Source organism: Roseovarius sp. MMSF_3359, assembly GCF_030733385.1.
Classification (GTDB): Bacteria; Pseudomonadota; Alphaproteobacteria; order Rhodobacterales; family Rhodobacteraceae; genus Roseovarius.
The window spans coordinates 199,727-214,380 of sequence record NZ_JASHJC010000002.1; the positions used below are offsets into that span (position 1 = coordinate 199,727).

The following is a 14,654-nucleotide window of genomic DNA, read 5'->3' on the forward strand; positions in this document are numbered from 1 at the left end:
TACTGCAATTCACCAATTGCGCTGCAAATAGAGGACCGCCCCATGAAAATGACAACCGAGGAAGCCTTCGTCAAAACCCTGCAAATGCACGGGATCGAACATGCTTTCGGCATTATCGGATCCGCCATGATGCCGATCTCCGACATCTTTGGCGAAGCCGGAATCACCTTCTGGGACTGTGCCCATGAAGGCTCTGGCGGCATGATGGCCGACGGCTACACCCGTGCGACCGGCAAAATGTCGATGATGATCGCGCAAAACGGCCCCGGCATCACCAACTTCGTGACCGCCGTGAAGACCGCCTATTGGAACCACACACCGCTGCTGCTGGTCACGCCGCAGGCGGCCAACAAGACCCTGGGCCAGGGCGGTTTCCAGGAAATGGAACAGATGCGCATGTTCGCCGACTGCGTCGCCTATCAGGAAGAGGTGCGTGACCCCTCCCGCGTGGCCGAAGTTCTGAACCGTGTCATCATGAACGCCAAGCGCGCCTCGGCGCCCGCGCAGCTCAACATGCCGCGCGACTTCTGGACCCAGGTGATCGACATCGAACTGCCCGCGATCGTCGAATTCGAACGCCCCGCCGGCGGTGCCGAAGCGGTTGCCGAAGCGGCCGATCTGCTGTCGAATGCGAAAAACCCCGTCATCCTGAACGGTGCCGGTGTGGTGCTGTCCAAAGGCGGTATCGACGCGTCGATGGCCCTGGCCGAACGTCTCGATGCACCGGTTTGCGTCGGCTACCAGCACAACGATGCCTTCCCCGGCTCGCACCCGCTTTTTGCCGGTCCCCTGGGCTATAACGGCTCCAAGGCGGGTATGCAGCTTATCAAGGATGCGGATGTTGTCTTGTGCCTCGGCACGCGCCTGAACCCGTTCTCGACCCTGCCGGGCTATGGCATGGAATACTGGCCCGCGGATGCCAAGATCATCCAGGTCGACATCAACCCCGACCGCATCGGCCTGACCAAGAAGGTCAGCGTCGGCATCATCGGGGACGCGGCAAAAGTGGCAAACGGCATCCTGGGTCAGTTGAGCGACACCGCCGGTGATGCGGGCCGCGAAGAGCGCAAGGCCCATATCGCAAAGACCAAATCGGCCTGGGCGCAGGAACTGACCTCGCTCGACCACGAGCAGGACGATCCCGGCACAACCTGGAACGAGCGTGCCCGCGCGGCCAAGCCCGACTGGCTGAGCCCTCGGAAAGCATGGCGCGCCATCCAAGCCGCGCTGCCGAAAGAGGCGATCATCAGCTCGGATATCGGCAACAACTGCGCCATCGGCAACGCCTACCCATCCTTCGAGGAAGGCCGCAAATACCTGGCTCCGGGCCTCTTTGGTCCCTGTGGTTATGGTCTGCCGTCGGTTGTCGGCGCCAAGATCGGTTGCCCGGACGTGCCGGTTGTCGGGTTCTCGGGTGACGGTGCCTTCGGCATCGCGGTGACCGAACTGACCGCGATCGGTCGTGGCGAATGGCCCGCGATCACGCAGATCGTCTTCCGCAACTACCAATGGGGTGCGGAAAAGCGGAACTCGACCCTCTGGTATGACGACAACTTCGTCGGCACCGAGCTGGACGAGCAGGTCTCCTATGCCGGTATCGCGCAAGCCTGCGGTCTCAAGGGCGTTGTCGCGCGCACCTCGGAAGAGCTGACCGCTGCCCTGGATCAGGCGATCAAGGATCAGAAAGCGGGCAAGACCACGCTGATCGAGGCCATGATCAACCAGGAACTGGGCGAGCCGTTCCGCCGCGACGCGATGAAGAAACCCGTCGCCGTGGCGGGCATCGACAAGGCGGACATGCGTCCCCAACAAGTCTGATCGGGAATAGGCCGGAGCCCATGACACAGTTACCCATTGACCTGCTGCTGTCAGAGCGTCCGGCCACCCGTCCGACGATTTCCCTAAGCGAAGGCAGTGATCCCCGCGTTGTCGCGGGGGCGCTGGCCGCCCGGAAGGCCGGGATTGCCGATGTGATTCTGGTGGGCCAACAAACGGCCATCGAAACCAAGCTTGCCAATCAGGGGGCAAGTGCCGGTGACGGGGTGTCGATCCACGACCCCGCGACCTCCACCCTGACCCAGGATTTCGCCGCCGCCTTCTTTGACCTCCGCAAGCATAAGGGAGTTGACGAAGAGGCCGCGCGCAAAGCCGCCGAAACACCGCTGGTCTATGCCGCGATGCTGGTCCGGCTGGGCCATGCCGCAGGCACCGTCGGCGGTGCCGTTGCCACCACATCCGATGTCGTCCGCACGGCGATCCAGGTAATCGGCAAGGCCCCCGATGCCGCGATGGTGTCGAGCTTCTTCCTGATGTACCCGCCCGCGAATGCCACGGAACATGGGCGCGCGATGCTTTATTCCGACAGCGGCCTGGTGATCGAGCCGAGCGCCGAAGAGCTCGCCGCCATTGCTGCGGCCTCGGCCAATTCCTGCCGCGCGTTGATGCGCGAGGAGCCACGGATCGCGATGTTGTCCTTCTCGACCAAAGGCAGCGCCCGGCACGAGAAAGTGACCAAGGTCACCGACGCGTTGGACCTTCTGCGCACGGCGCAGCCGGACCTGCAGGCCGATGGCGAATTGCAGTTCGACGCTGCTTTCGTCCCGTCGGTCGGCGAGAGCAAGGCCCCGGGATCGGACGTGGCGGGCAAGGCCAATGTAATGATCTTCCCCAATCTCGACGCCGGCAATATCGGCTACAAGATCACCCAACGTGTCGGTGGATACAGCGCCATCGGCCCGATCCTCCAGGGCCTCGCGCACCCGGCCAACGACCTGTCGCGCGGCTGCGTCGCCGAGGACGTCACCCAAATGATCGCCGTCACCGTCCTGCAATCGGTGGCTAAGTAAACCCAAGGCAGCCCTGCGGTCGCCCCCGGGGCGGTCACTCGTGCAACCGGCAATACCACGAAAAAGGATACGTCCTGCACCATGGCGCCTACCGACACATCCCAACCACCGCTGCGCACCTTGATCGGGACGCGCGCCCGCGCGCTGTTCCCCGGCATCGTCATGTCGATACTGGTCGCCGTCACCGCGCAATTCCTGTCGGATCATTATGCGACACCCGCCATGTTGCTGGCGCTGCTTCTCGGGATCGCAGTCAGTTTTCTGGGCGAAGAGGGCAAGACCGTCGACGGCATCGCTTTTGCCGCCCGCACCTTGCTGAGGGTCGGTGTGGCGCTCCTTGGGGTGCGTATTTCCATGTCCCTGATGGCCGGGCTGGGGCTCGACCTGATCCTCCTGGTCATCGCCGGGGTCGTCGCGACCATCGGTTTCGGCCTGATCTTCGCCCGGTTCCTGGGGCACAAATGGCGCTTTGCTTTCCTGACCGCGGGATCGGTCGCCATCTGCGGTGCCTCCGCCGCCATGGCGATCAGCGCGATCCTGCCACGCGACGAACGCTCCGAGGAACGGCTGATCTTCACGGTTGTCGGCGTGACCGTTTTGTCGACGATCGCCATGATCGCCTATCCCATTCTGGTCAAGGCCCTGGAGATGGACGATATCGCGGCGGGCGTATTCCTGGGCGGGACAATCCATGACGTGGCGCAGGTCGTCGGCGCAGGCTTCTCGATCTCGGAGCAGGCGGGCGACACGGCAACCCTGGTCAAGCTCTTCCGCGTGGCGATGCTGGCACCGGTGGTGCTGGTGGCCTCCGTCCTGATCCGCAGCTTTGCACAACATGACGGGTCGGGCACCCGCCCGCCAATCCTGCCGACCTTCGTTCTGGGATTCCTAGCGCTGGCGACGCTCAGCTCCTTCAACCTGATCCCGGCATTTTTGACCGAATTCCTGAGCCAGACGTCACGCTGGCTCCTGCTGACCGCGATCGCGGCGGTCGGTATGAAAACCAACCTGAGACAAGTGCTTTCCGTCGGTGGCGCCGCCATCGCCCTGATCGTCCTCGAGACGATTTTCATTGCCGGACTGATACTTGCAGGAATAAAGTTCTTGAACTGACGGGACGAGAGGAACAAACAGCCAGATGACAATCCAGCAACCCAAAATCGACACCTCCCCGAAAGTCTCGGACGAAATACGCAAAACGACCTGCTACATGTGCGCCTGCCGTTGCGGCATCAACGTGCATCTCAAGGACGGCCCCGATGGCAAGAAACAGGTCGCCTATATCGAAGGCAACCGCGACCACCCGGTGAACAAGGGCGTCCTCTGCGCCAAAGGGTCCGCCGGGATCATGCAGGTCAATGCGCCGTCGCGCCTGCGCGCGCCGCTGAAACGGGTGGGGCCGCGCGGGTCGGGCGAGTTCGAGGAGATTTCCTGGGACGAAGCCTATCAGATCGCCGCGGATTGGCTGGAACCGATCCGGCAGGAAGACCCGTCCAAACTCGCCTTCTTCACCGGCCGCGATCAGTCACAGTCCTTCACCAGTTTCTGGGCGCAGAATTTCGGCACCCCGAATTACGCGGCTCATGGCGGGTTCTGCTCGGTCAACATGGCGGCGGCGGGCATCTACACGATGGGTGGCGCGTTTTGGGAGTTTGGCCAGCCCGATTGGGACCACACCAAGCTCTTCATGCTCTTTGGCGTGGCGGAAGACCACGATTCAAACCCGATCAAGATGGGTATCGGCAAGATCAAGGCGCGGGGTGCGCGGGTCATTGGCGTCAACCCGATCCGCTCGGGCTATAACGCGGTGGCTGATGATTGGGTCGGGATCACGCCCGGCACCGACGGGCTGTTCATCTTGGCGCTCATCCACGAACTGATGAAGGCGGGCAAGATCGACCTCGACTACCTCGCGCGTTACACCAATGCGCCGGTGCTGGTGAACGGGGATGAGAAATCGCCGGAATACGGGCTTTTCCTGCGTGATGAGGATGGCAAACCGCTGGTGATCGACCGCAACACCGGCAAGCTCACAGCCTTTGACAAACCGGGGGTTCGCCCCGACCTTCATGCCACCCACCGCGCGGCGGGCGTCACGCATCGCCCCGTCATGCACCTGATGGCCGAACGGTATCTCGACAAGCAATATGCCCCCGAGGCCGTTGCCGAGAAATGCGGCATCAGACCTGAGAAGATCAAGACCATCGCCGCCGAACTGGCCCGTGTCGCGTTCGAAGAAGCCTTTGAACTTGACCACGCATGGACCGATTTCCGCGGTGAAAAACACACCAAGATGACGGGGCGCCCCGTCAGTTTCCACTCGATGCGCGGCGTCAGCGCCCACTCCAACGGGTTCCAGACCTGCCGCGCGCTGCATGTGCTGCAAATCCTGCTCGGGACCGTCGAAGTCCCCGGCGGGTTCCGTTTCAAACCGCCCTACCCGAAGCCGGTCAGCGCCCATCCCAAACCCCATGCCAAGGTCACGCCCGGATCGCCGCTGAACGGCCCGCATCTGGGGTTTGTTCAAGGCCCCGACGACCTGATGCTGACCGAGGATGGCACACCCGCGCGGATCGACAAGGCGTTCACCTGGGAAAACCCGATGTCGAGCCACGGGTTGATGCATATGGTGATCTCGAACGCCCATGCGGGCGATCCCTACAAGATCGACACGCTCTTCATGTACATGGCGAACATGTCGTGGAATTCCTCGATGAATTCCACCGGTGTGATGGAGATGCTGACCGACACAGATGAAAACGGCGATTACGTGATACCGCATATCATCTATTCCGATGCCTATTCCTCGGAGATGGTGGCTTATTCCGACCTCATCCTGCCCGACACGACCTATCTTGAGCGGCACGACTGCATCTCGTTGCTGGACCGTCCGATCTGCGAGGCGGACGGGGCGGCAGATGCGATCCGGTGGCCGGTGATCGAACCCGACCGCGATGTGCGCGGGTTCCAGACGGCGCTTGTACAACTGGCCAACAAGATGAAACTGCCGGGTTTCACCAACGAAGACGGCAGCGCCAAGTATCAGGATTATGCCGATTACATGGTCAACCACGAACGCCGTCCGGGCGTCGGGCCGCTGGCCGGGTGGCGCATGGGCAAAAGTGGGCTGCAGCACGGGCGCGGTGCGCCGAATGAATCGCAGCTTGAGAGCTATATCGCCAATGGCGGTTTCTTCGTGAAGCACATCCCCGATGGCTCGAACTATTACAAGCCGTGGAACAAGGAATATCAGGACTGGGCGGTTGAAATCGGCCTCTATGACAGCCCTCAGCCTTACGTATTCGACCTCTATGTCGAGACGATGCGCAAGTTCCAACTGGCCGCCGAAGGCCATGGGGACCGGCAACCGCCCGATCACCTGCGCGAACGGATCAAACAGACGATGGACCCGCTGCCGATCTGGTATGCGCCTTTTGAGGACGACAACGTGGATACGTCCGAATTCCCGGTCCACGCGCTGACGCAGCGCCCGATGGCGATGTATCACTCCTGGGGCACGCAGAACGCCTGGCTGCGCCAGATCCATGGCCGCAATCCGCTCTACGTTCCCACCAAGATCTGGGAAGAGAACGGCTTTGCCGAAGGCGATTGGGCCAAGGTCACCTCCGCCCATGGCGAGATCACCGTCCCCGTGGCCCACATGGCCGCCTTGAACGAAAACACGATCTGGACCTGGAATGCGATTGGCAAACGCAAGGGGGCCTGGGCGCTCGGCAATGACGCGTCGGAGACGACCAGGGGCTTCCTTCTGAACCACCTGATCCACGAGTTGCAACCGCCCAAGGGCGACGGGTTGCGATGGTCCAATTCCGACCCGATCACCGGCCAGGCCGCGTGGTTCGACCTGCGCGTGAAAATCGAGAAGGCCAGCGCCCCCCCGGATGTCAGCCAACCTGCGTTCGACCCGATCAAATCCCCCGTGGGCCAAGGCCCCAAGGAACTGACATGGAAGGTGGGCAAATGACAACCCTTCCCGAAAACACCACCCGCAAGCTGGGCCTTGTGATCGACCTTGATACCTGCGTTGGCTGCCATGCCTGCGTGATCTCCTGCAAGGGCTGGAACACCGAGAACTACGGCGCGCCGCTATCCGACCAGAATGCGTATGACGGCGCAGCCTCAGGGACGTTCCTCAATCGCGTCCACAGTTACGAGGTGCAGCCGCTGGCCACCTCCGCCATGCCGCACCCGGCGGCGCAACTGGTGCATTTTCCGAAATCCTGCCTGCATTGCGAAGACGCACCTTGCGTCACCGTTTGCCCGACCGGGGCCAGCTACAAGCGGGTTGAGGACGGCATCGTTCTTGTGAACGAAAGCGACTGCATCGGCTGCGGCCTCTGCGCCTGGGCCTGCCCTTACGGCGCGCGTGAGCTTGACGCCGCCGAGGGTGTGATGAAGAAGTGCACACTCTGCGTTGACCGGATCTATAACGACAATCTGCCAGAAGAAGACCGCGTCCCCGCCTGTGTGCGGACCTGCCCCGCCGGTGCCCGCCACTTCGGTGATTTCGCCGACCCCGAAAGCAATGTCAGCAAACTATCGGCGGAACGCGGCGGCATGGACCTGATGCCCGAGCAGGGCACCAAACCCGTCAACAAATACCTGCCCCCCCGGCCAAAGGATCAGATGGATCAGTCCGAGCAAATCGACATCCTCGCCCCCTTCCTTGAGCCGGTGATGGAAGAGCCCAAAGGCTTCCTCGGCTGGCTCGACAAGGCATTGGAGAAAATCTGAGATGCATCCCGCACCTTCTGTCATCGTATTCACCACCCTGTCGGGTCTGGGCTTTGGCCTGCTGTTCTTTCTTGGCCTTGGCTTGCCGGACGTCTCGGGTTGGGTTGCCTTTGTTTTCTTCGCGCTCGGCTTCGGCCTGGCAGTGGGCGGGCTCTTGGCCTCGACCTTCCACCTGGGTCATCCGGAACGGGCGATCAAGGCGTTCAGCCAGTGGCGCTCAAGCTGGCTTAGCCGCGAGGGCGTGGCTGCTGTGGCCGCGCTCGTGATCATGGGCATCTATGCCGCTGCGCTCATCTTTCTGGACAAGAAACTGGCGCCTCTGGGTTGGATCGGCGCGGCGCTCAGCCTCGCGACAGTCTATGCCACGTCGATGATCTATGCGCAGCTCACCACCGTGCCACGCTGGAAAACCGCGCTGACCCCGGCGTTGCTGCTGTCGATCTCGCTCGCGGGCGGCGCGCTTCTGGCCGGGCAGCTTGCCGCCGCCAAGATCCTTCTGCCCATCGCCGCCGTCATTCAGGTCATCTGGTGGGTGCGGGGTGATAACGCCCTCAAACAAAGCGGCACCGATATGGCAAGCGCCACAGGGTTGGGCAATATCGGCACCGTCCGCGCGTTCGAGCCGCCCCATACCGGCACCAACTACCTGCTTCGCGAGCTGGTGTTCCAGGTCGGCCGCAAACATGCGCTCAAGGTCCGGGCAATGGCGCTGATCCTCGGGTTTATCATGCCGGTCCTGCTGATCCTGATCCCGTTTGCCCATGTGTTGATCCTGGTCGCGATCGTGATGCACCTGATGGGCATCGCAGCCTCCCGCTGGCTGTTCTTCGCAGAAGCCGAACATGTGGTTGGCCTCTATTACGGGAAACGCTGAGGGCTCGCAGGCAAGCGACGACAGGAGCATCGGACAGTTGTTGGTTCTTCGGACAAAGCGGGCCTTCGATCACCATTGAAACAGAGGGCATCGCCCGACCGCGGGTGGGCGCCGCTGAGGTTGTTCATCGCACTTTATGGTGACGCGTACATTCAACAATCGTTCGGATTGACACGACGAGGAAGCGCCCGCCCATGGGGCGGTCGGGCGCTGCCCGGCGGTGCTGCGCACCTTGATTCCGGGCTGGAGCAATGCCTGCAACGGGCTCAAAGCTGACCTTGCCTGGGGTCTTACCTGTCCGGAGGAAATTTGTCCGAAACGCCTGGCTTAGAACTCCAGCCATTTGTACATGACAAGCGCATCGACAAGCCCTGACTGCGGGTGATCGAAGGCCAGCGGTAGCCGACCCACCGTATCGAACCCCAGCTTGTGCCAAAGATGAATGGCGCCGGTATTCGTCGCCAGGACAAGGTTGAATTGCATCGCCCGATAACCGAGCTTCAATGCCTCAGCCTGGGAATGCTCGCACATACGCGCGGCCAGGCCCCGGCCCCGGGCCGCCTCCGACACCATGTAGCCGCAATTGCAGACATGGGCGCCGCCTCCGGCCTGGTTCGTCTTGATGTAATAGGTGCCGAGAATTTCACCGTCCGCTTCGGCAACATAGGTCGCCCGCGGCGCATTCATCCAGAGCTCGTACGCGCCTTCACGGCTGATCTTCGGGTCGATCGCATAGGTCTCGCCGGCCCGGATCACCCCCCGCAGAATAGGCCAGATGGCGTCGAATTCTCCATCGCGCGCCAGCCGGATATTTACCTTACCAAAATCCGTCATCTTGCGGAGATCTATTGCAGTGATTTCGCCCATTGTCACGCGACCTCTGGCAGGTGAATTTCATTGTCACGGAGTTGCGCTATTTGCACAACGCCACCCGGCAAAAAGTGGTCAGCTGCCGATCGTACCCAGCAGAATGCCGACGGTGGAGACCATGACCATCGCTCCGCCTGCAAAAAGACCCAAGCGCAAAAAGGATCGCTTCTTGACGGGGGGTGGCGGTGCGGTGGCGGCCTGCATTTCGGTCGCGTCGATCGGTTTGGCCGTCGACAGGTAGGTCAGGAATTCACCGATATCGAAACCATTCCAGTTGGCATCGCCCAGATCTTCGGCAGCGGCAATGTTCTCGGCCAGCTTGTGCACGCAGATGTTGCGCGCGTCCTCGTCATGGCCGGGATACCGCCCATCGGGGGCACCGCTGTCATAGACGTTGAGGCCAAAACCCGCATCCAGAAAGACCTTCTTGACGGCCTCATCCGCGCCTTGCAGCGCCTCGACCAGGGCGGAGTCGCGAAACAGGGCCTTTTGTTCGGAACCGATGGCGCCCATGCCGATCTCGTTCAACATGCCCTGGAATTCCTGACGCACTTCGTCCGGGAACACCGAAAACATATCGAAATCGTATTTGAAATCCATCTTGACCCTCCTGAAATCAATTCAGAAGACAATGCTCAGGTCATTTGTTCGAAATTAGGCACAAAACAGGCGAAAGTTTATCATTATTTCCTGAAAACGCCCAGTCCAGGGACCGGGCGCATCAGCATTTCAGCCTTGTTTTGCGGGGGTTTAGCCGTTCACATCGACCACGACACGGCCTTGTACTTGTCCTTGCAGGATATCCGCTCCGAGCCCCGGCAGATCGGACAGGGTGGCCGGTCGGACCATTGCCTCAAGCTTGTCCATGGGCAGGTCCTGCGCAATCCGTTGCCAGGCGCGGACGCGGTTGTCGTAGGGCTGCATCACGCTGTCGATGCCCAGCAGGTTCACGCCGCGCAAGAGGAACGGAATGACCGTCGCCGGAAGCCCCGCCCCGCCCGCAAGGCCCACGGCCGAGACCGACGCGCCATATTTCATCTGCCCCAGAACGCGGGCCAGCATCGCGCCACCCACCGCATCGACGCAGCCGGCCCATGTCTCGGTCTCAAGCGGGCGCTTCGTGGTCTCGTTGATCTCTTCGCGGGCGACGATCTGAGTTGCGCCCAGGGATTTCAGGTAGTCCGCCGACTCGGGCCGTCCGGTCACGCCAGCAACCTCATAGCCGAGGTTGGAGAGGATCGCCGTCGCCACGGACCCGACACCCCCCGCGGCACCGGTCACCAGAACCGGACCATGGCCAGACTCCAACCCGTGATCTTCAAGCGCCATCACGGCCAGCATCGCGGTGAACCCGGCGGTACCAACGGCCATCGCCTGACGGGTATCAAGCCCCTCGGGCAGTGGCACAAGCCAATCGGCGCGCACATTGGCCTTCTGGCTATAGCCACCCCAATGCGCCTCGCCCACGCGCCAGCCGGTCAACACCACCTTGTCGCCGGGCTTGTAGCGGTCATCGGATGACGCCTCGACGGTGCCCGCAAAATCAATCCCCGGCACATGCGGGTACTTGCGCACCAAGCCACCGCCCGGCCCGATGCAGAGACCATCCTTGTAATTGACCGTCGAATACTCGACCGCGACGGTCACCTCGCCCTCGGGCAGGTCCTCCATGCCCAGTTCCTGGACCGCGGCGCTTGTCTTGCCGCTCTCTTCATCCTTCTCAACGACCAATGCCTTGAACATCTCTCATTCCTCTCATCTCTCTGGGTCCAACCGGACCGTGTCCGGGGCGGGCAAATGCCCTAAAACTTTCGTCAGCTCCAAAATCCGCTGCGCACCCGGGCGCGGCGCGTCCCGTCGGGCGTGTCGACATCGAACTCCGTCCCGGCATCCCAATGGGTCATGCGGATCATGCCGATGGCGACGTTGGTGTCAAAATCGGGCGACCAGGCGGCGGAACTGATCCGCCCGATCCTTGTGCCATCCACCGTCACAGGCCACCACCGGTCACAGACCGGAACCCTTGGTCCGTCGATCTCGACCGGGCAGATCTTCTGCACCGGACCTTCCTTGGCCACCCGCAACAGCGCATCGCGCCCGACGCAGCCAATCGCCGTATGGGTGTTGCAGAACTTGCCCAAGCCGCATTCATGGGGCGTGTTGTTGGAGTTCATGTCATTGCCGTAACTCAGCAACCCGCCTTCGATCCGCTCGATCAGGTTCGGGCATCCGGCATGCACATCAAGGTCCTTTCCGGCCTCGAACAGCGCGTTCCAGAGCGGCATGCCGATGTCGCCACCCTCAACATAGATCTCGAACCCGCCCTGCTTGGAATAGCCCGAGCGCGCGATGACCATATCCCGCCCCTGAAAATCAAAGATACCATAGCGGAAGAAGCGGACATCGCGGACGCCATCACCGAATACACGCGCCATCAGGTCGTCGGCTTTTGGTCCCTGCACACCAAGGGGCGACACATCCGGTTCATCCACCAGCACATCAAGCCGCCAGCCATGGGCAATCGCCTTGACCCAGTAGAGCAGGTCGCTGTCGGCAATCGAGATCCACCACCGGTCCTCCGCCAGCTTGACCGCCACGGGATCGTTCAACATCCCGCCGGTTTCATCCACGATTGGCACGTAGTAGCACTGCCCCACCGTCATGCCGCGCAAATCACGCGGGGTGAGCATCTGCATCAGCCGTCCGCTATCGGGGCCGCGCAGCTCGACCTGCCGTTCACAGGACACGTCCCAGACCTGCACCGCCTCTTTCAGGTGGCGGTAATCCTCTTCGGGGCTGCGAAACACCGTGGGCAGCAACATGTGGTTATAGACCGTATAGGCTTTGACCCCGGCGGCCTCGACACCTTCGGAAAACGGCGTCCGGCGCAGCCGGTGTGACGGTGACAGTAGTGCCATTTTACTTGGGGCCTTTCCAATCAATCGGGCAGATCTCTGCCGATTTGCCGCCGAAATCCCAAACGCGCCCGTAATCGCGCACCTTGGACTTGATCCCCTTGGCCGCGATGATGTCCGGCCCCATCCAGTATTTCGAATTGCTGACCATCACCGGGTGATCGGGGCTCAGCCCGTCGATCATTTCGATCTCACCGGCGATCTTGCGGCCGATATAGATGCCGCGTTTCTTGCCCTCGCGCACGATCTCGACCTTCTGGCGCTCGGCACCGATGATCTCGCTGACCAGCATCGTGAAAAGGCCGGTCGTGCCGCCCGCCTGGCCCGAGAATATCTGCAGGATACCGTTATAGGCCTTACCGCTTGCGCGTTCGTCCACATAGGCCGCAACCTTCCAGTTGCCCTCGCCCATCCGACCCGGAATATCCACGAGCAGGCCCACATTCAGGCCGCCGAGGTCTTCGCCCTCGAAATGGCCCTCGTCGATGGCAATCGCCATCCAGGCGTGGCAATGGCCCTCGGTCGGCGGGTGCGCGCCAAGGCTGACCACACAGGGGCAGAAGACCGTGCAGGAGCAGTTGAGGAAAAGCTCCCCCTTGATGGCCCATTCCGTGGGCGACATCTTGCGCCGCTTGGGATTGGGCATCCGGTTGTCGATCCGTTGTGAGACCGGCAGCTTGTCAGCGTCCGGTTTGCGTTTGATCGCCATTGTCTATCCTCCGTTAGCAAGCGGCAGGGCCAGCACAGCCAACCCGCCGAATATCAGCGCCACACCCATCGGTTTCGTCACCCGGTGACCGATCTGCGGCAGTTTTTCGAGCACCATGAAAAGCGTGGCCAGGCCCATCCACAATAGGCTCATCACGCCGCCCACGAAACCAAGCGCCATGAAGCCCCAACAACAGCCAACGCAAAACGCGCCCAGTCCCAGCCCCATGCGCAGCCCCCCGGCAAAGCCCACGCGCCAGTGGCCCAGGAAATAGGTCATCGGGCTGTGGCAGACCCCGTGGCAGATTTCCTTGGCGCGGGTGAACTGGAATCCCCCCACCACCAGCAACAGGAGACCCGCAAAAACCGTTGATTTCGCGATCCCCAGCATATCGACAACGCCCCCGAACAGGAGCGCCAGTTGCACCCCGGTAATGAGCGCCGCGAAGGCGACCCAGACCAGGAAATACCCGAGCAACACGCCGAGCCAGCCCGCGCGGGTGCCCGTGGCACTGGTCATCAGGTCCTCGTAGGCGCGCAAGGTGGGCACCAGCGTGGGCAGCATCATCGCCGCCATCATGATCGCCCACATCGCGAAAAGCGGGCCGAAATGCGCCATTGGCATATACATGTCCATGCGCGGATCCATCCGGCGCATGGCCTGGCCCGCATCCCCCGGCCGCCCGATCAGGTCGAGGTCCATGTCCATTGCCATCACATACATCACCCACCACGCCGCCAGAATGGCCGCGAAGAACACGAGCCAGAGCAGGGTTCGCATGGGGGTCTCAAAGATGGCCTTCACCGGGTCGCCTCTCCGACTCAAAGAGTGTTCTTGGGGTTGCTTTTAAAATGTCAGACATTTAAATGTAAGACAAATGAAAATTGACCCCGACAAAAAGGCGGATCTGTCAGCGCAGATCGCGCAGGCTATCCGCGATGCGATTGTCAGCGGCGACATGATCGTGGATGAGCGTCTGCCATCCGAGGCAGAGCTTGCCGATCAGTTCGACGTCTCCCGCCCGACGGTGCGTGAGGCGCTCAAACGGCTGGCGGCGCAATCCCTGATCCGGACGCAGCGCGGGGCCTTTGGCGGGGCCTTTGTGAATCGGCTCAGCTACGAAGAGGCTTACGGGCAGCAGATCACCACCTCGACCCTGCTTTTGAGCATGAACGCGGTCAGCTTCGACGTCGCCTGCGAGGCGCGTTATGCGCTGGAACGGGCCTGCACACCGCTCTCGGCCGAGCGTCGCTCGCCCGATCATCTGGCAACGATGCGCGCGGAAATTCACCGGCAAGGGCAGCCGGGTCTGAGCGACGAAAGTTTCTGCGCCTCCGACGTGACCTTCCACCGCGCCCTTGTGGATGCGGCGGGCAATCCGGTGCTCTCGTACCAGCTTGCTGGCGCGGTCGAGGCAATGCAGCCGTTGATGAACATGATCACCTTCACCGCCCGCTCGCGCGAAGAAATCGTGCGCCTGCACACGCGGATCGCGGATGCCATCGAAGGCATGGACCCCGCAGCCGCCCAAGCCGCGCTGCACGAGCTGGAAGCCTACACGCTCACCCTGGGCCGCGACGTGATGGCCGCAAGAAAGAGCAAGAAAGCGGTTTAGCTGAATGTCGGGATTGCGGGTGATTTGAAGCCCCCGCACGACGTCAAGCCCGTGCAACGCCGTGCTATCG

General features: G+C 62.0%; 13 protein-coding genes. 7 read left to right on the forward strand and 6 right to left on the reverse strand.

What is annotated here, in order from left to right; all coding sequences use genetic code 11:
- The first annotated feature begins 42 nt into the window (after positions 1 to 42).
- The 6 genes from xsc (at position 43) to RBB29_RS03855 (ending at position 8,475) form a co-directional block, all read left to right on the forward strand.
- The gene (xsc, locus tag RBB29_RS03830; protein WP_306112854.1) at positions 43 to 1,818 is read left to right on the forward strand and encodes a sulfoacetaldehyde acetyltransferase; all 1,776 of its coding nucleotides are present in this window, start codon (positions 43 to 45) and stop codon (positions 1,816 to 1,818) included.
- Positions 1,819 to 1,838: 20 nt separating this feature from the next.
- On the forward strand, positions 1,839 to 2,846 hold the full coding sequence (gene pta / locus RBB29_RS03835) for a phosphate acetyltransferase (protein ID WP_306112855.1): 1,008 nt from the start codon (positions 1,839 to 1,841) through the stop codon (positions 2,844 to 2,846).
- An 81-nt stretch (positions 2,847 to 2,927) separates the two neighbouring features.
- Positions 2,928 to 3,959 carry a YeiH family protein gene (locus tag RBB29_RS03840; RefSeq protein ID WP_371931409.1) on the forward strand — a complete coding sequence of 344 codons (1,032 nt, stop codon included), beginning with the start codon at positions 2,928 to 2,930 and terminating at the stop codon, positions 3,957 to 3,959.
- Between the two features lie 25 nt (positions 3,960 to 3,984).
- The gene (locus tag RBB29_RS03845; RefSeq protein ID WP_306112856.1) at positions 3,985 to 6,831 is read left to right on the forward strand and encodes a molybdopterin oxidoreductase family protein; all 2,847 of its coding nucleotides are present in this window, start codon (positions 3,985 to 3,987) and stop codon (positions 6,829 to 6,831) included.
- On the forward strand, positions 6,828 to 7,601 hold the full coding sequence (locus tag RBB29_RS03850; protein ID WP_306112857.1) for a 4Fe-4S dicluster domain-containing protein: 774 nt from the start codon (positions 6,828 to 6,830) through the stop codon (positions 7,599 to 7,601). Before RBB29_RS03845 ends, RBB29_RS03850 begins: the two co-directional genes overlap by 4 nt.
- A gap of 1 nt (position 7,602) precedes the next feature.
- A complete protein-coding gene (locus RBB29_RS03855) occupies positions 7,603 to 8,475 on the forward strand; it encodes a DmsC/YnfH family molybdoenzyme membrane anchor subunit (RefSeq protein WP_306112858.1) in 873 nt (290 codons plus the stop codon).
- Positions 8,476 to 8,802: 327 nt separating this feature from the next.
- On the opposite strand, the gene RBB29_RS03860 is transcribed toward RBB29_RS03855, so the two are convergent.
- From RBB29_RS03860 to RBB29_RS03885, 6 genes are all read right to left on the reverse strand, one after another.
- Positions 8,803 to 9,342, reverse strand: coding sequence for a GNAT family N-acetyltransferase (locus RBB29_RS03860; RefSeq protein WP_306112859.1), 540 nt, complete (start codon positions 9,340 to 9,342; stop codon positions 8,803 to 8,805).
- A gap of 78 nt (positions 9,343 to 9,420) precedes the next feature.
- On the reverse strand, positions 9,421 to 9,945 hold the full coding sequence (locus RBB29_RS03865; protein ID WP_306112860.1) for a hypothetical protein: 525 nt from the start codon (positions 9,943 to 9,945) through the stop codon (positions 9,421 to 9,423).
- Between the two features lie 150 nt (positions 9,946 to 10,095).
- Entirely contained in the window at positions 10,096 to 11,088 is a 993-nt protein-coding gene (gene acuI, locus RBB29_RS03870) for an acryloyl-CoA reductase (protein WP_306112861.1), read from the reverse strand.
- A 71-nt stretch (positions 11,089 to 11,159) separates the two neighbouring features.
- Entirely contained in the window at positions 11,160 to 12,263 is a 1,104-nt protein-coding gene (locus RBB29_RS03875) for a dimethylsulfoniopropionate demethylase (protein ID WP_306112862.1), read from the reverse strand.
- A 1-nt stretch (position 12,264) separates the two neighbouring features.
- A complete protein-coding gene (locus RBB29_RS03880) occupies positions 12,265 to 12,969 on the reverse strand; it encodes a DUF1326 domain-containing protein (RefSeq protein ID WP_306112863.1) in 705 nt (234 codons plus the stop codon).
- Positions 12,970 to 12,972: 3 nt separating this feature from the next.
- Complete coding sequence (locus RBB29_RS03885; RefSeq protein WP_306112864.1) at positions 12,973 to 13,749, reverse strand: DUF2182 domain-containing protein; 777 nt, start codon at positions 13,747 to 13,749, stop codon at positions 12,973 to 12,975.
- 97 nt (positions 13,750 to 13,846) lie between these two features.
- On the opposite strand from RBB29_RS03885, the gene RBB29_RS03890 reads away from it, so the two are divergent.
- On the forward strand, positions 13,847 to 14,584 hold the full coding sequence (locus RBB29_RS03890; RefSeq protein WP_306112865.1) for a FadR/GntR family transcriptional regulator: 738 nt from the start codon (positions 13,847 to 13,849) through the stop codon (positions 14,582 to 14,584).
- Positions 14,585 to 14,654: the final 70 nt, after the last annotated feature.